Genomic DNA, 21,970 nt, shown 5'->3' with positions numbered 1-21,970 from the left:
GCCAATAGCTATTATATTAATAGCAAACTCTCAACCCCTCTGCGAACCTACGCCCAGTGGTTGGCCGCCGGGGTTCACGGGCACGGCGCCCTTGCCGCTTCGGTTTCCACCCGCTGGGCCGCAGCCGCCGCCGCGAACGCCATGGCTGGGGGCACGGTCACAGTGCGCAGGTGATCGCCCGTGATGCGGTACTCGTACTCGCGCGTCGAGCCCACCATCTCCGTCCTGAAAGTGCTGCCCGCCATGGTAGCCGCATACACCTGGGGGCGGACGACCTGGTAACGGTACGTGGTAATGGCCGTCCCGCTGGCGGTCTTGCAGGTCGATTCGAACTGATCTTCCTTAAACTGCAGGGTGCAGCGGCCGGAGGTGTCTTCGGCCTTTTCGCCATCGGGGGTGGTCAGCACGATGTTGGTGGCGCGCCAGCAGCCGAGCAGGGCTGGGTCGGAGGCGGCGTGGACGCAGGGGACGATACACAGGAAAGAAAGCAGCAGGCGGGAGCGCGCGAGGAGATTCATAGGTTCATCTCACCCCATACAGAACAAGAACCAAGACCGACGCTGCGGCAAATGCGGCCCACGAGATCACGGTATATCTCGCGCCGATCTGGCCGTGCTTGGCCAACGACCAGATCTTCGTGATGTCATACGGGATACCGCGCGCGGCGCAATAGATAGCGGGGGCGAGAACCCCGTTCCCCAGCACGATCAAATACGCGAGTGGAAGCAGCGGATGCACTTGGTAGAGCATCTGAAAAATGAAGGTCATGGGCCGGGATTTTCAACCGAGTCGCACTGGCCGGGGGCGTTCAGCCCGAAGGGCGGAGTGAGGCGAGCCACAATGCTACAAAATTTATAGCTTATAGCGCTTACCCCACAAGCGCTAGCGACCAAAAACATCTCAAATCGCACAAAACCCAGCCCACGGCCCAACGCCCACCTTGTCCCCCTCGGCGGCGCATCCCCCATAAAGCCCCAGCGTGTGGCCCCGCTGCGCCACGTCATACAGCCATCACCCGATAAAGCACAGCAGGTATTCCGTCCGGGCTTCCTCGCGGATGCGTTCCACAAACCGAACGGACTGGCTGATGCCATGCAGCAATGGCCAGCCCCACATGCCCCGGAGCAGGATGGTGAAACCGATGGAGTTTTTGTGACGCGTTGTAAGAGGCACTCGCGGAACGAAGCAACGCCGCCGCCCGCATCGACGCGCGTGCGGAGGTTGTAAACCCTCCTGTGAATGGCCATACCTGCGGGCCAAGTGCATTTACAGATGACTACAAAGTCAACGGCACCACTACCAGATTGGCCCTTGAGAATCTGCGCTCGTCTTCGGCAGGTCGTGGCTCTCTGGGCGACCAACGGCCTATCGCCGCCGTAACCCTTCAGCCAGCCAAGAATCGCGCGAAGCGCACGGATGGCACAAAGCCGCCGCTTTTGACAGCGGAGTGCAGGGGCGCCGAACCTGCCAGGCCTGCGTCGGCATGGGCTTCATTGCGGTGCCATGGTGGCGTCATGGCGATGGCAGTTGTTCTGTTCCAGCGCCGAAGACAGGGAGGAGGTCTGTGCCCCAGCACAGATCGTGTTTGTTATTAACAATGAGAGGATCGCACCATGCGACAAGGTATTTTGAAGAGTGTTTTGGGAATGAGCTTGGGCCTGGCGATGGCCACGGGTGTGCATGCAGAGCTGCTCAACATCAGCACGATTGCGGTGCAATCGCAGAACACGCTGACAGCGGCGTGCACGATTGTGGGCGCAGGTGGGAAAACGTTGCCGGACGGCAGCAAAGTGTTCGTCGTCCTGGCAGAAGGCATGGCTGCCGATTCCAACCCCACGCTGGTGATCCGATTCAGCGACAACTCCACCGGGAGCAACGACGACTGGAATTCCACATCTATCGACGCTAGCGGCAAACCCATCCGGACGAATACTGCAGGATGGCTGGGCCGCAACCCAGGGCGCGAAAGTGATGCTGGCACAGTGGTCGCGGCGATTCCAGGCGAATGGTTTTGTGTGACTTCGCGTGAAGTTTCCGGCGGCGATGCGCTTCGTCCGGTGGCGATCTCCGTGACCGACGTCACGGCAAAGGCGGCGAGCGCGAAGTCTGCAGCCGTGGGCGCAGATGCGGGCTTGCGTTCCGATATCTGGGCCGGTTCGCCCGACTGATCCAACAGCCGCTCATTGGCTTCGGGGCGTTGCACGCTCCTATTGAAAGGGAACACCATCGTGTGTTCCCTTTTTTTCGGGCTACCGCATTGTCTGCACCAGCGGCATTTGCGGATGATTTATAGCTACCCGGGGAGGCCCCTCACTGCTCCACCGCCCAGCGCGTCACCCGGGGCGGCGCATCGCCCACATGAAACGCCAGCTTGCGGTCGCGCAGCGCCACGTCCGAGGCCGTCACGCGGTCAAAACGGCGCAGGTGCTCCGTCCACGACTCGTCCTCGATGCGCTCCACGTACCGCGCGGGCTGGCTGATGTCGTGCAGCAACTGCCAGCCCAGGGCGCCCTGGCGCAAACGGCTGCGGCGGCTTTCCTGCATCACGGCGCGGAATTCAGCGGCGCGGGCGGGGTCGATGAAGTATTCGATGGTGACCACCAGGTGCCCTGATCCGGGCGGTGTGTCGGCCACGGGCGCCTTGAAGGCGCGCGAGGGGCTCAGGTCCTCCTCCATGCTGCGGTCGGCGACCAGGCGCTGCACTAGCAGCATGGCCACCACGCCGGTGGCGGCGGCAATGCCCAGGCTCACATGCACATCGGTGACCGTGGCCACCTGGCCCCACACGGCGGCGCCCAGCGCGGTGGAGCCCATGATGGCCATCTGGTAGATGGACATGCCGCGCGCGCGCACCCAGTTGGGCAGCGCGAGCTGGGCAGACACCGACAGCGAGTTGGCCGTGGTGATCCACGCCATGCCAGCCACGAACATCGCGGGCACGGCCACGTACACATTGGGCGCCACGGCCATCACGCCCGTGGCCGCGGCCTGCAGCGCCGTGCCGCGTATCATCAGCACATCGCGCGCCATGGCCTGGCGCAGGCGCGGCAAGAACATGGCCGCCGTGATGGCGCCCGCGCCCATGCTGGCCAGCAGCAGCGTGAAGGTGCCCGCGCCGCCGCCTTCGAGCCCCTTGGCCAGCAGCGGCAGCAGGGCCAGCAGCGCGGTGGCGTGCAGAAAGAAGATGGAGATGCGCCACAGCACTGCCCGCATGCGCGGCGACTGGCGCACGAACTGCAGGCCCACGCGCATGGCGCTGGTCAGACGCTCGCGGCCCAGCGGGCTGGGTGTGTGCACCCGCTTCCAGCGCATGATGACCAGGCCCGAGAGGATGGACAGCACAGCGTTGAGCACAAACACCCAGGCGCTGCCCGCGCTGGCGATGATGGCGCCCGCCAGCAGCGGGCCGATGATGCGCGAGGCGTTCATGGCAACGCCGTTGAGCGCCAGTGCGGCGGGCAGCTGCGGGCGGCTGACCAGCTCCGGCACGATGGCCGCAAACACCGGCCAGCGCATGGCCAGGCCGATGCCGTTGGCAAAGGTGAGCGCCAGCAGCAGCGGCGCCGTCATGCCTCCGGCCAAGATGGCCACACACAGCACCAGCGCCACGACCGCGACCCAGAACTGCGTGGCGATGAAGTAACGGCGCCGGTCCAGGATGTCGGCCAGCGCACCGCTGGGCAGGCCCAGCAGGAACACGGGCAGCGTGGAAGCGGTCTGCACCAGCGCCACCAGCACGGGCGAGGTGGTGAGCGTGGTCATGAGCCAGGCGGCCGCCACGTCGTTCATCCACATGCAGGTGTTGGCCGCCACCCAGGTGAGCCAGAGCATGCGGAACACGGGCACCGACAAGGGCGCAAACGGTGAGAGCGAAGCCGCCTGGTTCAGCGCCGCGCTGTCCCCCAACTGGGCGGCAACGGACTCTTCGGTGCCATGCGCCAGATCCGCACGCGCGGCACGATCTGCAGCCGCATCGCTTTGCGGCGGGGCGCCCGCGCTCAGGTCCGGGGCATCAGGGGAGGGCGGGGGCGCAACGCTGCGCGTGCTTTCGTGGGACGGCAATGGCGGCATGTCTGCGCATTGTGCGACGGTTGGCGCGGCCGTGGTGGCTCAGCGCCAAATAGCCCACTGCGGGCCTGCGCCAAACATCGCGCCTTTTCACGTCTCGTCACGCCGCATCGGTCGGCGCAGCCGGGGCCTGGTGGCCCGCCTGTTTGGTTTGCCGCAGCAGCAGCCAGGCCATGAGCCCGAGTGCCGCCACGCCCGCCAGCAGCACGCCCCACAGCACGGCGCTGCGCGTGGAGATGCCGCCGCTGGCCGCCGCAACGGGGACCTGCGCGCCGTCTGCGGGCTTGCCGCCGGTGATGTCGGCCCGGGCCACATCGGCCAGTGCCACGGGCAGCTGGTTCTCTTGCGCGGGCTGGTAGCCCGGCACCAGGCTGGCCAGGGGCAGGAAGGCGCTGGCCGCCGCCGTGGCCCCGGGCAGCCCGGCCGCCAGCGTGAAGGGCCCCTGTCCGCTGGCCAGGAACACCAGCTGCGCGGGCTCGAACTGCAGCGCCAAAGCGGGCGCGGCAGCAAAACCGGGGGTCTTGGGGTCGGCTTCGATCTTGATCTCGCGCACCGAGGCGCCGCCCAGCTCCACGGGCCCGCTGGCCTGCTCCTTGCCGCCGGTTGCCATCTTGTAGACCACGGCACTGGCCAGTGGCGACCAGGGCTGCTCGCGGTGATTGCGGCCCAGCACGCGCACCGGAATCAGCACATTGCTGCCGGGCGGCGTGATGGCAAGCGCGGCGACCGGTGTGGCAAACGGCAGCGCAAACACCAGCTCGCGCGGGTTGGCCAGGGCGGGCGCGGCCATGCGGGCGCTGACACGCTCGCGCGGGCCCGTTTTGGTCGAGGTGGCCAGCGTGGCACCGCGCAGAGTCACGGCAGCGTCGCCCCAGGTCACGCGCAGGTAGTGGCCCTTCAGGTCGGCGCGCTGCAGATCGATCTGCTCGTTGCCCAGGCGACCCGGTGCCGTGGGCGCCGCTGCCGCGTCGGCACGGTAGAGCACGGTCTCGGCCAGTGGCTGCCAATGTTTGAGGTCCTTGCTGGCCTGCACCCGGAACGTCACGGGCTGGCCCGCAGGCAGATCCACGTCCAGGGCCATGCGGGCCACGGGCAACTGCACATTGCGCGCGTCGAGCAACGCGCCGCGCACGGCTTGCCGGGTGGCAGGGCCTGCCGTGGTGGTCGTGGCGGCCATGTCGATCTGCACCACACGCTGGCCCTGGCGCTCCTCGATGCGCAGCGACAGGCCTTCCAGCCCGGCCGTGCCTGTGCTCGCGGCGCCCAGGATGGGGTAGGCGGGCAAGATCACCGACTCCTCGGGCGCGCTGTCCGCCGCCACACCGGCCAGGGCCATGGGCACGGGCTGGCCCGCGCCGTTGAAAAGGCGCAGGTCGGCGTAGCCCGGGCTTTGCAGGCGCACCAGCACCTCGGCGGGAAGCACCACGCGCTGCAGCGGCGCATCGGCCGCGAGCGTGACGTGAATGCGGATGGCGTAGGCCGCAGGGCTGTTGGCATCGGCCGCCGCCTGGGCCACACCGGCGCACAGGGACAGGGCGGCTGCAGCCAGCACCAGGGGCAGGTTCAGGGCGACAGGCTTCTTCATGGCAGTGTTTCTGGTTGCGATGGCGCCAGCGGTGGCGCGGCAGGCTCCGCAGGCGCGGCTGCCTTGGGTGGCGACTTCGGAGGTAAAGGCGCAAAGTAGCCCACCACCAGCATCAGCACACCCACGGCGATGAAGGCAATGATGCGTTCGGCACCACCCGCGTTGGACAGATCGATCAGCAGCAGCTTGACCACCACCACGCCCAGCAGGCCCGCGCCCACCAGCCACAGCGGCCGCTGCACGCGGCGGTGTGCCAGCACCATCATGCTGAGCGCCAGCAGCGTCCACAGGATGGCGTAGCCGGTCTGCACCACAAAGCTGTTGAACAGCGCCGAGGCATCCCAGCGCACGCCAAAGAAGTGGTGGGCCACCCGCAGCCACACGGTGTTGATCACGATGAACGCGAGCAGCGCCAAGGCCACCAGCGCATGGCGCCCGGTGAGCCCGCCCGAGCGGGCCGGGGGCGGCAGCGCTGCGAGCAGCACGCGCCGCCAGAACACCAGGCCGCCCAGCGCAAGCGCCAGGGTCAGGTCGGTGGGGTTGAGCAGCGGGATGTAGGGCAGCGGCGCCGTGTGTCCGGACGAATGCACGGCGGCCAGCAGCGCGCCCCCGAACACCAGCACCGCAAGAGGCAGAGCCGCCAACCAGTAGTAAGCCTCGGCATGGGGGTTCAGCGGCCAGCGCAGCGCCGCGCGTGCCGCAGGCTGGTTGCCACGGCCCGCCCAGAGCGCGAGCACCATCAGCACCGCAATCGCGCTGACCAACAGGACCACACCGGCCCACGAGGTGCGCCACAGCTCGGCCTTGCCGATGCCGGACCACAGGCAGTCGGCCAGCAGCAAGGTCACCAGCCAGGCCGTGGCGGCGTGGAACCAGCCGAAGCGCGACGCGCTTCGGGCGGACGGGCCCTCAGCGTCCGCCGCCTGCCAGCGATCGGTCTGCCGCAGCATCCACCCATGCAGCGCCAGCACGATGGGCCACACGGCCCAGGCGGGCGTGGTCAGCACGCGGTGGCCGTCCACCGCCTGCGTCACCCACCCCAGCGCCAGCACGCCGATGGTGGCGCGCGCGGGCCAGGTGGCCACAGCCCAGCGCGTGCGCAGGCCGAGCAGCATCGACAGGGCCGCACTGAGCACCACGGCCAGCATGCCCAGCAGTTCGGCAACGCGGTCCGAGAACACCGGGACGGGCCACTGGCCCTGCTCCAGGCCGGGCACGCGCCGCGTGATCTCCAGCCACCAGGCCAGGCACCAGAAGACAAAGCCGTAGAGGTAGGCCTGGTTGGGCAACAGCACCTCCACCCTGGCATAGCCCTGGGCCCAGGCCGAACCGCTGTGGGGCAGCGGCTGGCGCAGCCACCAAGCCAGCAGCAGCGCGGGCAACGCAATCAGCATCGCGCCCAGGAAGGCCGGGTTGGCCAGCGGCAGGGGCGAGACCTGCAGGCCCCCGCTGTCCACGCCGCTCATGAACGCCAGCATGGCCACGACCTGCAGCACCAGGCCAAAGGCACGCGGCATCCAGCGGGCCTGACGCATGCCGACCCAGAAGGCGCCCGCGCCTTCGAGCGCCCACACCGCCGAGGTCCATTGCGCGTCCAGCGCGAGCGGCACGGCCAGCGTGGCAAAACCCACGCCGATGGCGATGAAGCATTCGGTGAGCAGGCGCCAGCTGGCTTGCGCGCGGCGCACCAGCACGGTCGCGGTCAGCAGGTAGACCGCCGCAAAGGCCAGCGCAGAGAAGGCCGCACCCAGCTCAAACGGCTGCACCAGCCCGGCCTGCAGCCCAAAGCCCACCAGCGGCGTGCCGAAGACCAGCATGCTGTCCACCGTCTTGCCCAGCTTGGTCGGCGTGTTGCGGGCATAGAGGATGGCAGTGGCGAGGTAGATCAGCACAAAGCCCGCGAGGAAGGGCTGCGTGCTGGCGTAGTGATCGGGCACATACTTCAGCGCCCCCCAGGCCGTGGCCACGCCGAAGGTGGCGACAAAACCCACCACGTTGAGCAAGCGCCAGGAACGTTTGTGGGCGATGAAAAGAATGGCCAGGTTGAGCAGCGTGTAGTAGCTGAACAGGCCCACGTGGCTGCCCTGCCCGGTGGACAGCAGGATGGGCGCCGCAAAGCCCCCGGCGAACGCCGCCACCGCGAGTGCGCGCGAGTCCTGCAGCAGCGCCAGCGCGCAACTCGCCGCGCAGACCGCGATCATCAGCCCGAAGGCCCAGAGCGGCGGCAGCAGCCCATAGAGCCGGAACGCGGCAAACACGGTGAGGTACATCACCGCCACGCCGCCGCCCTGCAGGGCCAACGCAAAGCCGGGTTTATCGGTGCGCTTGCGGAACCCCACCCCCAGCAGCGCGATGCCCACCGCCGCAACCGCCGCCAGACGGAACTCGACCGGCAACAGCCCGGCCGATGCCGCGTAGCGCGCGAGGAAAGAGAGGCCGATGAACAGGATCACCAGGCCCACACGCACGATGGTGTTGCCGCCCAGGAGCCAGCTCTTGGCCGCGAGCACGGCCAGCTCGATGGGGCTGGGCTGCGCGGGCGGGGCTGTCTTGCGGGGCTCGGAGGGGGCGGCAGGCGCATCCGTGCGGGCGGCCACCGGGGCCGACGCCGGGGCCAACGCGGGGATACGCGGCAGGCCTTGGGGCGTGAGTTCGCCGGTCCAAAAAGCGTCGTCCGCATCCCGAGGATCGTCGCTGGGGGTGGGTGGTGGAGGGGGTGCGTGTGGCACGGGCCCTTGCGGCACGGGCGCCGCCGCCTCAGACCGGTCTTCGGCAACCGCCGCCGCCTGCGATGCCCGCGTGGGCTGGGCGGTGGCCTTGGTGGCGTGCGCCTGCAGCTCGGTGCGGATGGCCGAGCGGATCGCCCAGCGCAGCGACAGCCCGGCGAAAAAGCCCAGAATGCCGCCCACAAATGGCCCGAAGTCGCCGTAACCGCCGAACCACGAGCCCAGCACCGCGCCCCAGAAAATGCCCCAGATGATCATGCTGCCCTCGCCCTCTTTTTGGGGCTCCGGTCGGCAGGCCCTGGGGCTGTGCGCGAGAGGAGCCATCGTATTGGTAGACCCACCGGCAACCGCTCGCGCAGCCACCTTGGGAACCAACACCCCGGTCAGGGACACGAGGTGCAGGGCCTTGCAGGCGCGTGGCGGAGAGGGTGCGTGCGGCAGCTTGGCAGCCCCGCTGTGGTTCCGCAGGCTTATACAGCACACCCTGCGCAGGAACCATTCCCTAACGCCTTGTTACCTCGCAGGGCGCCCAGCCACATCGAGCCCCTCGCCCCGGGGCGGGGGCTTGCGCTGCCCGGATTTGAGGCAAAAACAGGCCTCTCCGCCCGTCCATCAAGCCCTAATAGCTATTGATCTAATAGCAATCACCCTTTGACCCTCGCCAGGTGCGTGAGCGGCAGCGCCCCACTGGCCTTCACCTCGCCCAGCGAGAAGCTGGTGTGCATGTCTTTCACATTGGGCAGGTTCAGCAGCACGTCGCGCGCGAACTGCGAAAAGCTGTCCAGGTCGCGCGCCACCACCTGCAGCTCGAAGGTCCCGGTGCCGCTGATGTAGTGGCAGGACACGACCTCGGGGATCTGGCGGATGGCCTCTTCCATCTTGCGCGTGAGGTTGCCCGTGCTGCGGTCGGCATCGAGCCGCACAAAGGCCAGCACCCCCAGGCCAATCTTGTGCCGGTCGATCTCGGCACGGTAGCCCTTGATGAAGCCTTGCTCTTCCAGCGCCCGCACGCGGCGCCAGCAGGGCGCGGCCGACAGGCCCACGCGCTGGGCCAGCTCGGCGTTCGTCAGGCGGGCGTCAGCCTGCAGTTCGTTGAGGATGGCGATATCGAATTTGTCGAGAGTGTTCACAAAATGGCAGCAATGAGAAAGATCCTTTCTCAGAATAGCCTAAACACGGCACAGAACGCAAAGACATATCAGCGGCGCAGACATACACTTCTCTCCACACTGGAGTCGCTGCCCTAAACGGGCGGATGGACTCTGCCCCCACCGGCCCACAAGGCGCGGCCCCCACAAAAAAGCCATTGGAGACATAGCCATGAATGCCCCACTCCCAGAATCCGTCCGCAAGGCGCTGGAAACCGTCACGCTTGACGACAAGTATTCCCTGGACCACGGCCGGGCCTTCATGAGCGGGGTGCAGGCCCTGGTGCGCCTGCCCATGCTGCAGCGCCAGCGCGACGCGGTGGCGGGGCTGAATACGGCGGGTTTCATCAGCGGCTACCGGGGCTCCCCGCTGGGCACGTATGACCAGGCGCTCTGGGCGGCCAAGAAGCACCTGGCGGCCAACAACATCGTCTTCCAGCCCGGCGTGAACGAAGAGCTGGGTGCCACGGCCGTCTGGGGCACGCAGCAGCTGGACCTGTACCCGCAGAGCAAGAAGTTCGACGGCGTCTTCGGCATCTGGTACGGCAAGGGCCCCGGGGTGGACCGCTGCTCGGACGTGTTCAAGCACGCCAACATGGCCGGCACGGCCAAGCACGGCGGCGTGATCGCGATTGCGGGCGACGACCACATCAGCAAGAGCAGCACGGCCGCGCACCAGAGCGACCACATCTTCAAGGCCTGCGGCACGCCGGTGTTCTTCCCCAGCAGCGTGCAAGAGATCCTGGACATGGGCCTGCACGCCTTTGCCATGAGCCGCTTCTCGGGCGTGTGGTCGGGCATGAAGACCATCCAGGAGGTGGTGGAGTCCTCCAGCAGCATCAATATCGACCCGGACCGCGTGAAGATCGTGATGCCCGAGGACTTCGTGATGCCCCCGGGCGGCCTGCACATCCGCTGGCCCGACGCGCCGCTGGAGCAGGAAGCGCGCCTGATGGACTACAAGTGGTACGCGGCCCTGGCGTACATCCGCGCCAACAAGCTCAACTACAACGTCATCGAAGGCAAGAACGACCGCTTCGGCATCATTGCCAGCGGCAAGGCCTACAACGACACCCGCCAGGCGCTGGTGGACCTGGGCCTCGATGACGACACCTGCCGCCAGCTGGGCATCCGCGTGCACAAGGTCAACGTGGTGTGGCCGCTCGAAGCGACCATCACCCGCGACTTTGCACAAGGCCTGCAAGAGATCCTGGTGGTGGAGGAAAAGCGCCAGGTCATCGAATACCAGCTGAAAGAAGAGCTGTACAACTGGCGCGCCGACGTGCGCCCCAACGTGCTGGGCAAGTTCGACGAGCCCGAGGGCGATGCGACGGGCGGCGAATGGAGCATGCCCAACCCCAGCCAGAACTGGCTGCTGCGTGCCAAGGCCGACCTGACGCCGGCCATCATCGCCAAGGCGATTGCCAAGCGCCTGAAGAAGCTGGGCGTATCGAGCGACATCATCGCGCGCATGGATTCGCGCATTGCCGTCATCGAGGCCAGCGAACGCGCGATGACGGAGCTGAAGGTGGACACGGGTGAACGCGCCCCTTGGTTTTGCAGCGGCTGCCCGCACAACACCAGCACACGCGTCCCCGAAGGCTCGCGCGCCGTGGCCGGCATCGGCTGCCACTACATGGCTAACTGGATGCCCGATCGCAACACCTCCACCTTCACGCAGATGGGCGGCGAGGGCGTGACCTGGGTGGGCCAGGCGCCGTTCACCACCGACCAGCATGTGTTCGCCAACCTGGGCGACGGCACCTACTTCCACAGCGGGCTGCTGGCCATCCGCCAGTCGATCGCGGCCGGCACCAGCATCACCTACAAGGTGCTCTACAACGACGCCGTGGCCATGACCGGCGGCCAGCAGGTGGGCGAGCGGCCTGAAGGCCACTCGGTGCTGCAGATCATGAACAGCCTGAAGTCCGAGGGCGTGGTCAAGCTCATCATCGTGACCGACGAGCCGCAGAAGTACGACGGAGTACCGCTGGCCGAGGGCGTGACGGTGCACCACCGCGACGAGCTCGACACGCTGCAGCGCCAGTTCCGCGAGATCAAGGGCTGCACGGTCATCATCTACGACCAGACCTGCGCGACCGAAAAGCGCCGCCGCCGCAAGCGCGGCACCCTGGCCACGCCCGACAAGACCGTGGTCATCAACGAGCTGGTGTGCGAGGGCTGCGGCGATTGCTCGACCAAGTCCAACTGCCTCTCCGTCGAGCCCGTGGAGACCGAATTCGGCCGCAAGCGCCGCATCAACCAGAGCACCTGCAACAAGGACTACTCGTGCGTGAACGGCTTCTGCCCGAGCTTCGTCACGGTGGAGGGCGGCAAGCTCAAGAAGCCCAAGAAGGAAAAGAAGGGCGACCTGTCGGCGCTGCCCTCCATTCCTGAACCCGTGCTGCCGGTGGCCGAAGCGGCCTGGGGCATCGTGGTCGGCGGCGTGGGCGGCACGGGCGTGATCACCATCGGCTCGCTGCTGGGCATGGCGGCGCACCTGGATGGCAAGGGCGTCATCACGCAGGACGCTGGCGGCCTGGCGCAGAAGGGTGGCGCCACCTGGAGCCACATCCAGATCGCCAACCGCCCCGAAGCCATCTACACCACCAAGGTCGATACGGCCAAGGCGGACCTGGTAATCGGTTGCGATTCCATCGTGGCGGCCCACAAGTACACGCTGGCAGTGATGCAGCCGGGCCGTACCTTTGTAGCGCTCAACACGCACGGGACGCCCACGGCGGCCTTCGTGACCAACCCGGACTGGCAGTTCCCCGGCGCCAATTGCGACAGCGCCATTGCCGCGGCGGTCGGCGCAGGCGGTGTGGGCAGCTTTGACGCTGAGCAGGTGGCCACCCAGCTGCTGGGCGACAGCATCTACACCAACCCGCTGATGCTGGGCTACGCCTGGCAAAAGGGCCGCGTGCCGCTGACGTTGGCATCGCTGATGCGCGCCATGGAACTCAACGGCGTGCAGGTGGACAACAACAAGGCGGCGTTTGAATGGGGCCGCCGCTGCGCGCACGATCTGGCGTCGGTGCAGGCGCTGTTCCAGGCTGCGCAGGTGATCCAGTTTGTGAAGAAGCCCTCGCTGACCGAGATGATCGCCAAGCGTGTCGAATTCCTCACTGGCTACCAGAACGCGGCCTACGCGGCCGAGTACCACGCGTTTGTCGAGAAGGTGAAGGCGACCGAATCGCGGCTGGACGTCGGCACCCGCCTGAGCGAAGCCGTGGCCCGCTACCTGTTCAAGCTCATGGCGTACAAGGACGAGTACGAAGTGGCGCGCCTGCACACCGACCAGGCTTTCACGGACAAGATCGCCAACATGTTCGAAGGCGACTACAAGCTGGTGCACCACCTGGCACCACCCATGACGGCCAAGAAGAACGACAAGGGCGAACTCGTCAAGCAGCCCTTCGGCCCCTGGATGCGCAGCGCTTTTGGCCTGCTGGCCAAGATGAAGGGTCTGCGCGGCACGGCGCTGGACGTGTTCGGCAAGACCGAGGAGCGCCGCATGGAGCGTGCGCTGATCGTGGAATACCGCGCCTGCATCGACGAACTGCTGGCCCGCCTGAACGCCGACAACCTGGCGCTGGCCGTGGAGATCGCCCGCATCCCTGAAGAGATCCGGGGCTATGGCCACGTGAAGGAGCGCCACCTGAAAGCGGCACGCCCCAAATGGGACGGCCTGATGGCCCAGTGGCGCAGCGGCAAGGTGACCGAGCCCCGGCGCCAAGCGGCCTGACACACGGCCCGCAGCGGCCGTTTGGGGCGGAGAGCCCGCGCCTGGCGCGGGCTTTTTGCTATTAATTGATGAGCTATAAATGCATAACCATCAAGCGCTAGCAGCCATTTTTACCCAAATAACTGTCAATCCATCCCCTGCGCCGCCTGGCGCGGCAAACACCCGCTGCCGCCTTGGGTCTTCCTCCTGGGGACACAGGCGGGGCGCCGCATACAATGCCCTGTTCTGCCCTGACAGGCGCTATGGCGCTTGCCTCTGGTGGGTTGTGTGAATTTTGAACATCCGTTGTGGAGTCCAGTCCGTGTTTATTTCTTCCGCTTTTGCCCAAACCGCACCCGCAGCAGCCGCTGGCGGCGGCGACATGATGTCCACGCTCACGGGCATGCTGCCCCTGGTGCTGATGTTTGTGGTGCTGTACTTCGTCATGATCCGCCCCCAGATGAAGCGCCAGAAGGAACACCGCGCCATGATCGAAGCCATTGCCAAGGGCGATGAAGTGGCCACCGCAGGCGGCATCGTCGGCAAGGTCACGCGCCTGTCCGAAGGTTTCCTGCACATCGAGATCGCCAGCGGCGTGGAAGTGCAGCTGCAGCGCAGCGCCGTGGTTCAGGTGCTTCCCAAGGGTTCGGTGAAGTGAGGATCAACCCCCTGAGCGGCTGCGCCGCTTCCCCCTTCCCTCGCGCTGCGCGCGGGACGGGGGACGACGCCCGTGGCCTGGCAACGCCAGTTCCACGGTGTCCGCTGGCATGAGGGGATCGGCGCACACAGCGCCTGAAATACTGAGATAAGAGCGCGATCATGAACCGTTATCCGGTCTGGAAGTACGCGATCCTGGTGATCGTGCTGCTGGTGGGGGTGTTGTACACCCTGCCCAATTTCTTCGGCGAGGCACCTGCCGTGCAGGTTTCGTCGGCCAAAGCCACCGTCAAGGTGGACACCGCCGTGCAGCAGCGGGTGGAAGAGGTGCTCAAGGCGGCTGGCGTCACGCCAGACTTCGTGGAACTGGAAGGCAACTCGGTGCGCGCGCGTTTCGATGCGCCCGACACGCAGCTCAAGGCCAAGGACGCGATCCAGAAGGCCCTGGTACCCGACGCCAGCGATCCCTCGTACATCGTGGCGCTGAACCTGGTGTCCCGCTCGCCCGTCTGGCTCAAATCCCTGCACGCCAACCCCATGTACCTGGGCCTGGACCTGCGCGGCGGCGTGCACTTCATGCTGCAGGTGGACATGCAGGCGGCCTTGACCAAAAAAGCCGAGTCGTACGCAGGCGACATCCGCACTGCACTGCGCGACAAGAGCATCCGCCACGGTGGCATCAGCCGCGAAGGGCAGAACATCGACATCAAGGTGCGCGACGAAGCCACGATGACTGCAGCCCGCAACCTGATTGCGGACCAGTTCCCCGACCTCCAGGTCACCAGCACGCCCGAGGGCACTGAGTTCAAGCTGCGCGTTGCCATCAAGCCCGAAGCCACGCGCAAGGTGCAGGAGCAGGCGCTCAAGCAGAACATGGTCACGCTGCACAACCGGATCAACGAACTGGGCGTGGCCGAACCCGTGATCCAGCAGCAGGGCCTGGACCGCATCGTGGTGCAGCTGCCCGGTGTGCAGGACACGGCCAAGGCCAAGGACATCCTGGGCCGCACCGCCACGCTGGAAGTTCGCCTGGTGGACGAGGGCACCGAAGCCCGCGCCGCCGAGACTGGCCGTGGCCCCGTACCGTTCGGCTCGGAACGCTATCTGGAACGCAGCGGCCAGCCGGTCATTGTCAAGAAGCAGGTGATCTTGACCGGCGAGAACCTGACCGATGCCCAGCCGGGCTTTGACGGCCAGACGCAGGAACCCACTGTGAACCTCACGCTGGACGCCAAGGGTGCGCGCATCTTCAAGGACATCACGCGCGAGAACGTAGGCAAGCGCATGGCCATCGTGCTGTTTGAAAAAGGCAAAGGCGAAGTGGTGACCGCGCCAGTGATCCGCACCGAAATCGGCGGCGGGCGCGTGCAGATTTCGGGCCGCATGACCACGGCCGAAGCCAACGACACCGCGCTGCTGCTGCGCGCCGGTTCGCTGGCGGCGCCCATGGAGATCATCGAGGAATTCACCATCGGCCCCAGCCTGGGCGCCGACAACATCGAGCGCGGCATCAACAGCGTGGTCTGGGGCCTGATCGCGATTGCCGTCTTCATGTGCGCCTACTACATGCTGTTTGGCGTGTTCTCCAGCATTGCGCTGGGCGTGAACGTGCTGCTGCTGGTGGCGGTTCTTTCGATGCTGCAGGCCACACTCACATTGCCGGGCATTGCCGCCATGGCCCTCGCGATTGGGGTGGCCATTGACTCGAACGTGCTGATCAATGAACGCATCCGCGAGGAGCTGCGCTCGGGTGTCTCGCCACAGGCGGCCATCCATACGGGCTACGAGCGTGCCTGGGCGACGATTCTCGACTCCAACGTGACGACCCTGATTGCAGGCCTGGCCCTGCTGGCCTTTGGCTCCGGCCCGGTGCGCGGGTTTGCCGTGGTGCATTGCATCGGCATCCTGACCAGCATGTTCTCGGCCGTGTTCTTCTCGCGGGGCCTGGTGAACCTGTGGTACGGCCGCCAGAAGAAGCTCAAGAGCGTGTCGATCGGTACGGTCTGGAAGCCAGATGCCGACACCGCCGTGGCCAAGACGAACTAAAGGACAACGGCCATGGAATTCTTCCGCATCAAAAAAGATATCCCCTTCATGAAGCACGCGTTGATCTTCAACGCGATCTCCTTCATCACCTTTGCCCTCGCAGTGTTCTTCCTGCTGACCCGTGGCCTGCACCTGTCGGTGGAGTTCACCGGCGGTACGGTCATGGAAGTGGCCTACAGCCAGCCCGCCGAGCTGGCCAAGGTCCGCGAGACGGTTTCCGGCCTGGGCTATCCGGACGTGCAGGTGCAAAACTTCGGCACCGCCCGCGACGTGATGATCCGGCTGCCCGTGCAAAAGGGCGTCACATCCGCGCAGCAAAGCGAGCAGGTGCTGGGCGCGCTCAAGGCCGCTGACCCCGAGGTCACGCTGCGCCGCACCGAGTTCGTCGGCCCGCAGGTGGGTGAGGAACTGGTGCACGGCGGCCTCATGGCGCTGGCCATGGTGGTCGTGGGCATCGTGATCTACCTGGCCTTCCGCTTCGAGTGGAAGTTCGGGGTAGCAGCCATCATTGCCAACCTGCATGACGTGGTGATCATCCTGGGCTTCTTCGCGTTCTTTCAGTGGGAGTTCTCTCTGTCGGTGCTGGCTGCTGTGCTGGCCGTGCTGGGATACTCGGTCAACGAGTCGGTGGTGATCTTCGACCGGATCCGCGAGGCCTTCCGCAAGTACCGCAAGATGAGCACGCACGAGGTGATCGACCACGCCATCACGAGCACGATGAGCCGCACCATCATCACCCACGCATCGACCGAGGCCATGGTGCTGTCGATGTTCTTCTTTGGCGGCCCCAGCCTGCACTACTTTGCGCTGGCGCTGACGATCGGCATCCTGTTCGGCATCTACTCGTCCGTGTTCGTGGCAGCCGCCATCGCCATGTGGCTCGGCGTAAAACGCGAGGACCTTGTCAAGCCCGTCAGAAAAGATGGGGATCCGAATGATCCCCATGCCGGAGCCACCGTCTGACCCGCTAATATCTGCCCATGCAGCCCACGCCCTCTTCCGTTCCGCAGCGCCGCCTGGCCCGCCAGGCGCGCCAGCGGTTCGTAGAGGGCATCTGTGCAGGGCTCCCGGACCTGGACAAGACGGTCCTGGACCTCCTGACAACGCTGATGACCCAGACGGGCACGGCGCGCGAAATGCAGTCGCACCGCGATGCCTGGATGCGGTACCAACAGCACCACGCAGCCTGGACAGATCGCACCGGCAAGGCTTGGCGCGATGCGTTGGCCCCCCACAGCAGCACCACCCGGGGTGCCCTGGCAGCCAATGGCGCAAACCCCCAGTTCGAACTGTTGAGCGACGACGTGGTGGAAAACAAGATCCTGGCTTCGCGCATGGCCCTGACGGTCAGCGAACAGGTGAGCCAGCAGTTCGACACACTGCGGCAGCGCACCCAGTCGCTGGAAGGCCAGGAACTCGACAGCAGCGATATCCTCCGTCCGGAAGCCGTGTGCCTGCTGCTGGTCGAGCAGTGGGTGGAGGCCGGACTGCCCCGCACCGACCTGCAGACCGTGGTGGATCCGCTGCAGCGGGAGTTGGCCAACCTGCTCCAGAAACAGTACCAGGCCGTCAACGTGTTCTATGTGGAACAGGGTGTGACGCCACAGGCGGACCTGAAGTCCCGCGTGCGGCGCACGGCAGGGGGGGCGATCACCGGCAGTGGTGGGAGCAACGACTCCGGGGCCGGAGGCCTGGCCTCCCAGGCCCTGGCCCAGACCCGGGATGCCATGGCGGCAGCGCGCGGGGGCATGGTGCCTCCCCAAGGCGGTCGGCCCATGCCCCAGCATCCGTCCCGCATGCCCCCACCGGGCTACCCGCAGCACGGAATGCCCACTGCGTTTGCCACCGGCATGACTCCGCTGGCACGCGCCCGCCAGCGCGCCCACGGTGTGATGGGGCAACTGCGCAGGCTGCTCACACAGCCCGCCACCGGCTTCGACATGGTCAATGCCCCACCAGCGTCTGCGGCGCTGGCCCATGCACTGACCGCCCACCGTGTGCACGCCGATACGTACTACAGCGGTGTCGCCACCCTGATGGAAGACTACAGCCCTGCGGCCGTGGTCCAGTTGGCAGGTGCCGTGCGCGAACGCTCGACCGAACTCAAGAAAAAGGCCTCGACGGCCGGTGAAAAAGCCATCATCGAAGTGGTGGCCCTGATGTTCCAGAGCATCCTGGCCGAGGACCGCATCCCGCCAGCCGTGCGCGTGTGGTTTGCGCGACTTCAGGTGCCTGTGCTGCGCGTGGCACTGGCCGAGCCAGAGTTTTTCAGCAACCTCAACCACCCAGCGCGCCAGCTGATCGACCGTATGGGCGCCTGCGTAATGGGCTTTGATGCGACCAGCATCAATGGCAGCGCACTGGAGGCGGAAATCCGCCGCGTGGTACAGGTGATTGAGCAGTACCCTGAAACCGGCCGCCGGGTGTTCCAACTGGTCTACGACGAGTTCGAGAAATTCCTGTCCAAGTTCCTCACCGAAAAGCAGGCTACCTCGCGCCTGGTGACGGTGGCTCAACAGGTGGAGCAAAGGGAGACGCTGGCGATCCAGTACACCATCGAGCTGCGTACCATGCTGCGCGACATGCCGGTGCGCGACGAGATCCGCGAGTTTCTGTTCAAGACCTGGGCCGAAGTCCTGGCCCTCTCGGCCGTGCGCGACGGCCCCCAGCACGCAGACACCATCTCGCTCAAGCGCACAGCCGCCGACCTCGTCTGGGCCGCCAGTGCCAAGCCCAACCGCAGCGACCGCGCGCAGGTCATCCAGAATCTTCCTGGCCTGCTGCAGCGACTGCGCCAGGGGCTGGCCCTCATGGGCGTGAACGGCGCGCCGCAGGACGCCCAGATCAAGATCCTCACCGACACCCTGGCCGATGCCTTCCTGTCCAAGACGGCCTCCATCCCGCAGGCCCACATTGACGCCATGGCCAAGCGCCTGGCCAATCTGGAGGACTTTATTAGCGACGCCACGCTGGGCGACATGCCGCTCAATGCCGACAACATCGAGATGATGCTGGGTATCGATGCTTCGTCCATTCATGTGGTCGCCGACAACGGCGCCCCGGTGGAAGACGCCATGGTGGCCTGGGCCCAGGAACTGCAGCCTGGCACCTGGTACACACTGGACCACAACGGCGCATCGGCCCAGGTGCAGTACGCGTGGCAAAGCCAGCGCAAGCAGCTGCACCTGTTCGCAGCCGTGGATGGCAGCAGCTACCTGATCCAGCTGCGCAGGCTGGCTGCGTACTTGCAAGCGGGCTTGCTCGTGGCCCAGGACGAAGAAGGCCTGACCTTGCGCGCCACGCGCGATGCACTGGCCAAGCTGGACGCAAACCCCGAGCGGCTGCTGGACTAACGCGGTTTCAGGGGCATCAAGACGATGCCTGTGCCACCGGGCAACGAGAGGTCACCGCCAGCGTCAGGCGCTGCCCAGCCGCTGGTACAGGCCGCCGGGCAGACGCGCCACATGGCCATCCAACTCCAGCTCCAGCAATTCCACCTGCAGCGACGCCGCATCCATGCCCGTGCGGGCCACCAGGGCATCCACCCCCATGGGGTCAAAACCCAGCGCCTGCAACAGGGGGCTTTCGGTCTCGCGAGTGTCGATATCCCTGCTGCCTTCTTCGTCAAGCACGGCAGCGCCAGAAGATGCGCTCTGCTTGCCTGCCGCAGGGGGCATGCGCAGTTCTTCCAGTACATCCTGCGCGGACTCCACCAGCTTGGCGCCCTGGCGTATGAGCGCATGGCAACCCCGCGATTGCGGTGCGTGAATGGAGCCGGGGATGGCAAAAACCTCACGGCCCTGTTCCGCCGCCATTCGGGCGGTGATCAGCGAACCAGACGCCAACGCCGCCTCGACCACGAGAGTGCCTTGAGAGAGGCCGGAGATGATGCGGTTGCGCTTGGGGAAATTGGCGGCCAGCGGTGGCGTGCCCAGGGGGTATTCGCTGACCAACACCCCGTGGGCTGCGATGCGGTGGGCCAGGTCAAGGTTCTTGCGGGGGTAGACGCGATCCAACCCGGTGCCCACGACCGCAATGGTGGCGGGTGTTGCCTCCGCAAAGGGGTCGGAGGACACATCCAGCGCACCTTCATGGGCTGCCGCATCCACACCCAGTGCGAGCCCCGAGACGATGGTGAAGCCTGCCCCCCGCAGTGCGCGCGAAAAGAGCCGCGCGTTGTCCGCGCCCTGTGCCGTGGGGTTGCGGCTGCCGACCACGGCCAGGCACCGGCCGGTCGGGAACGGGTTTTGCGCCACCAGCCGGGCCGCCCCCATCAGGTACATGAGCAGCGGGGGATCTTCGGTGTCCAGCAGCGACTGTGGATACCGGGCATCCCCCAATGTGATCACCGCACGGGCAGGTCCTTGTGGATCTGCTCCCTCCAGCCAATGCCAGGTAGTCTCCAGCAACGCCTCCCATCCGCTGGGTACGGTACACAGCGCCTTGGCCTGGGCCAAGGTCACACAGTGCTGCAAGGCAGATTCGGGTTGGCGGAAGATGTCCTGCGGCAGCCCAAAACGGGCCAGCAGGCGCCGCGCGGCGCCATTGCCAACGCCCGGGGAAAGCGTGAGGCGCAACCAAGCGCCCAGCTCGTCGCGGTCCATGGAGGCAGTTGATAGAAGAACCACGGCAACGCCAGCCCCGCCACCGCGCCACCCACAGGCAGCCGTGCGGCTTCAGCCAGTCCGCCGTTATTCCTGAGGATTGATCAGGCGGTCGCCCACGCGCACGCCGCTGCGGATTTCAAGCAGCAGCGCGTACGAGACGCGGTCGAAGGTTCGGAACACCATGGCCGTCCCGTTGCTCTCGCTGGGTAGCTTGATCATGGTCTTCCCCTCGCCAGTCACATCCTTGATGCGGTCGCCCTGGGTCAGCAGCGACAGGACATGACCTGGCTCAATGCCGTCTTGCGAACCCATGTTGATCGCAACCACCTGGTTCTGGGCGGCATAGGCTGCCGAGAAGCTGCCGTAGATGGAGACGATGCGCGCGTCCACATCGATGTGGGGCGCTCGTGGGGTGTAGCTGGTGAAGACCCGGGCAGGCGCTGGCAGGATGCGATCCCCTGCGCGTATCTCTTCCTTGGTGCCGGACAGATCCACAGTGGCAGGCACATATTCAGAGACATAGCCGCCCTTGCCGTTGGGAATCTCTTCAAAAGACTCGCCACGCACCAGCTCGGCCTTGCCCAGGTACTGTGCTTCGTACCCCAGGATTTCACCCGTCACCGGATCCTTCATGGCCACGGCATCGCGGAAAACACGGAAAAAGCGGGGCTCGCCAGGTTCTGCACGGACGGGGGCAGATGCATCGCCGCGCACATAGGCGCGGTCGCCGCTGGCCATGAGCACGCGATCTTCGGTGGTGGCCACAATGCGGGGAGCCCGTTGCAACACGTCGGCATCCACCACCAGAGGCTCCACGAGGAAGGGCTCGATCAGGTGAGACTTGAGAGTGGGGAGCGCCGTGCTGGCCAGACTGTCGCTGCGGGTGCGGGGCGACACGCGCACCGTCTGAGGCTCTGAATCCGGCACGCCAGGGGGTGTCGTCCGCAGGCGGGCGTAGCTGCCATCCTTGTCCAGGTAAAGCGTCTGGCCCGGATAAATCAGGTGCGGGTTTGCAATGGCCTTGAGGTTCATGCCCCACAGTTCGGGCCAGCGCCAGGGCCGCTTGAGGTACAGACCCGAAATACCCCACAACGTGTCGCCGCGCTGCACCGTGTAGGTGTCCGGGGCGTTGGGCGCCAGCTCGGACAGGGGGATGCCACGCTCCGACACTTGCTGTGCCGTGGCGCGCTGACCGCTGGAGATGGGAGGGGTCTGGGCCTGAGCCGGTGCGACCAGCAAAGCGCCAGCGATGATGGTGAGCGCGCCCAGGGCGGTCCGCCGCACGCTGGTGAATGCTGTCATGTTGTTCCTTTTCTCATGCATTGGGAAACGCCCCCTCGCTGGCACCTCGACGCACGGAGCAACCGCGCAGCCGGGCAAATACGTTACAAAGCTTCTTAGATTCT

14 protein-coding genes are annotated in these 21,970 nt (G+C 66.2%); 6 read left to right on the top strand and 8 right to left on the bottom strand.

The annotated features are described in order from the left end of the window. Window positions 1-74 precede the first annotated feature (74 nt). Window positions 75-518 (bottom strand): hypothetical protein, encoded by a 444-nt coding sequence (locus tag C8C93_RS20955; RefSeq protein ID WP_121421615.1) that lies wholly within the window; start codon window positions 516-518, stop codon window positions 75-77. Between the two features lie 4 nt (window positions 519-522). Continuing rightward, window positions 523-768 (bottom strand): hypothetical protein, encoded by a 246-nt coding sequence (locus C8C93_RS20950; protein WP_055402226.1) that lies wholly within the window; start codon window positions 766-768, stop codon window positions 523-525. Between the two features lie 845 nt (window positions 769-1,613). Here C8C93_RS20950 and C8C93_RS20945 point away from each other — a divergent pair. After that, window positions 1,614-2,168 (top strand): hypothetical protein, encoded by a 555-nt coding sequence (locus C8C93_RS20945; protein WP_147433274.1) that lies wholly within the window; start codon window positions 1,614-1,616, stop codon window positions 2,166-2,168. Window positions 2,169-2,310: 142 nt separating this feature from the next. Here C8C93_RS20945 and C8C93_RS20940 read toward each other — a convergent pair whose 3' ends face one another. From C8C93_RS20940 to C8C93_RS20925, 4 genes are all read right to left on the bottom strand, one after another. Further along, entirely contained in the window at window positions 2,311-4,071 is a 1,761-nt protein-coding gene (locus C8C93_RS20940; RefSeq protein ID WP_121508168.1) for an MFS transporter, read from the bottom strand. A gap of 97 nt (window positions 4,072-4,168) precedes the next feature. Then, window positions 4,169-5,653: a DUF3999 domain-containing protein gene (locus C8C93_RS20935; RefSeq protein WP_121508167.1), complete on the bottom strand. Its 1,485-nt coding sequence runs from the start codon at window positions 5,651-5,653 to the stop codon at window positions 4,169-4,171. Further along, on the bottom strand, window positions 5,650-8,637 hold the full coding sequence (locus tag C8C93_RS20930; RefSeq protein ID WP_121508166.1) for a DUF2339 domain-containing protein: 2,988 nt from the start codon (window positions 8,635-8,637) through the stop codon (window positions 5,650-5,652). The genes C8C93_RS20935 and C8C93_RS20930 overlap by 4 nt, the downstream gene beginning before the upstream one ends. 386 nt (window positions 8,638-9,023) lie before the next feature. Next, window positions 9,024-9,509 carry an Lrp/AsnC family transcriptional regulator gene (locus C8C93_RS20925; protein ID WP_094289647.1) on the bottom strand — a complete coding sequence of 162 codons (486 nt, stop codon included), beginning with the start codon at window positions 9,507-9,509 and terminating at the stop codon, window positions 9,024-9,026. A gap of 190 nt (window positions 9,510-9,699) precedes the next feature. On the opposite strand from C8C93_RS20925, the gene C8C93_RS20920 reads away from it, so the two are divergent. The 5 genes from C8C93_RS20920 to C8C93_RS20900 all read left to right on the top strand — a co-directional run bounded on the left by C8C93_RS20920 (window position 9,700) and on the right by C8C93_RS20900 (window position 19,310). Continuing rightward, the gene (locus C8C93_RS20920) at window positions 9,700-13,275 is read left to right on the top strand and encodes an indolepyruvate ferredoxin oxidoreductase family protein (RefSeq protein WP_121508165.1); all 3,576 of its coding nucleotides are present in this window, start codon (window positions 9,700-9,702) and stop codon (window positions 13,273-13,275) included. Between the two features lie 301 nt (window positions 13,276-13,576). Next, window positions 13,577-13,912, top strand: coding sequence for a preprotein translocase subunit YajC (gene yajC / locus C8C93_RS20915; protein ID WP_055400362.1), 336 nt, complete (start codon window positions 13,577-13,579; stop codon window positions 13,910-13,912). 161 nt (window positions 13,913-14,073) lie between these two features. Beyond that, window positions 14,074-15,957, top strand: coding sequence for a protein translocase subunit SecD (secD, locus tag C8C93_RS20910; RefSeq protein ID WP_121508164.1), 1,884 nt, complete (start codon window positions 14,074-14,076; stop codon window positions 15,955-15,957). Between the two features lie 12 nt (window positions 15,958-15,969). Beyond that, a complete protein-coding gene (secF, locus tag C8C93_RS20905) occupies window positions 15,970-16,920 on the top strand; it encodes a protein translocase subunit SecF (protein WP_121421621.1) in 951 nt (316 codons plus the stop codon). A gap of 17 nt (window positions 16,921-16,937) precedes the next feature. Then, window positions 16,938-19,310 carry a DUF1631 domain-containing protein gene (locus tag C8C93_RS20900; RefSeq protein WP_121508163.1) on the top strand — a complete coding sequence of 791 codons (2,373 nt, stop codon included), beginning with the start codon at window positions 16,938-16,940 and terminating at the stop codon, window positions 19,308-19,310. Window positions 19,311-19,373: 63 nt separating this feature from the next. Here the strand turns inward: C8C93_RS20900 and dprA are convergent, their stop codons facing one another. Beyond that, window positions 19,374-20,561: a DNA-processing protein DprA gene (gene dprA / locus C8C93_RS20895; RefSeq protein ID WP_121508162.1), complete on the bottom strand. Its 1,188-nt coding sequence runs from the start codon at window positions 20,559-20,561 to the stop codon at window positions 19,374-19,376. 87 nt (window positions 20,562-20,648) lie between these two features. Then, entirely contained in the window at window positions 20,649-21,866 is a 1,218-nt protein-coding gene (locus C8C93_RS20890; RefSeq protein WP_121508161.1) for a LysM peptidoglycan-binding domain-containing protein, read from the bottom strand. Window positions 21,867-21,970 lie beyond the last annotated feature (104 nt).

Origin of the sequence: Acidovorax sp. 93, from assembly GCF_003633835.1 — a bacterium.
Lineage (GTDB): Bacteria > Pseudomonadota > Gammaproteobacteria > Burkholderiales > Burkholderiaceae_C > Acidovorax > Acidovorax facilis.
Note: the sequence above shows the minus strand (reverse complement) of the source record. Positions and strands in the feature narration are given on the sequence as shown.

Coding starts and splice junctions, on each gene's coding strand:
- secD (WP_121508164.1), top strand. CDS start 14,074: ATGAACCGTTATCCGGTCTGGAAGTACGCGATCCTGGTGATCGTGCTG.
- C8C93_RS20950 (WP_055402226.1), bottom strand. CDS start 768: ATGACCTTCATTTTTCAGATGCTCTACCAAGTGCATCCGCTGCTTCCA.
- secF (WP_121421621.1), top strand. CDS start 15,970: ATGGAATTCTTCCGCATCAAAAAAGATATCCCCTTCATGAAGCACGCG.
- C8C93_RS20900 (WP_121508163.1), top strand. CDS start 16,938: ATGCAGCCCACGCCCTCTTCCGTTCCGCAGCGCCGCCTGGCCCGCCAG.
- dprA (WP_121508162.1), bottom strand. CDS start 20,561: ATGGACCGCGACGAGCTGGGCGCTTGGTTGCGCCTCACGCTTTCCCCG.
- C8C93_RS20890 (WP_121508161.1), bottom strand. CDS start 21,866: ATGACAGCATTCACCAGCGTGCGGCGGACCGCCCTGGGCGCGCTCACC.
- C8C93_RS20940 (WP_121508168.1), bottom strand. CDS start 4,071: ATGCCGCCATTGCCGTCCCACGAAAGCACGCGCAGCGTTGCGCCCCCG.
- C8C93_RS20920 (WP_121508165.1), top strand. CDS start 9,700: ATGAATGCCCCACTCCCAGAATCCGTCCGCAAGGCGCTGGAAACCGTC.
- C8C93_RS20945 (WP_147433274.1), top strand. CDS start 1,614: ATGCGACAAGGTATTTTGAAGAGTGTTTTGGGAATGAGCTTGGGCCTG.
- C8C93_RS20935 (WP_121508167.1), bottom strand. CDS start 5,653: ATGAAGAAGCCTGTCGCCCTGAACCTGCCCCTGGTGCTGGCTGCAGCC.
- C8C93_RS20930 (WP_121508166.1), bottom strand. CDS start 8,637: ATGATCATCTGGGGCATTTTCTGGGGCGCGGTGCTGGGCTCGTGGTTC.
- C8C93_RS20955 (WP_121421615.1), bottom strand. CDS start 518: ATGAATCTCCTCGCGCGCTCCCGCCTGCTGCTTTCTTTCCTGTGTATC.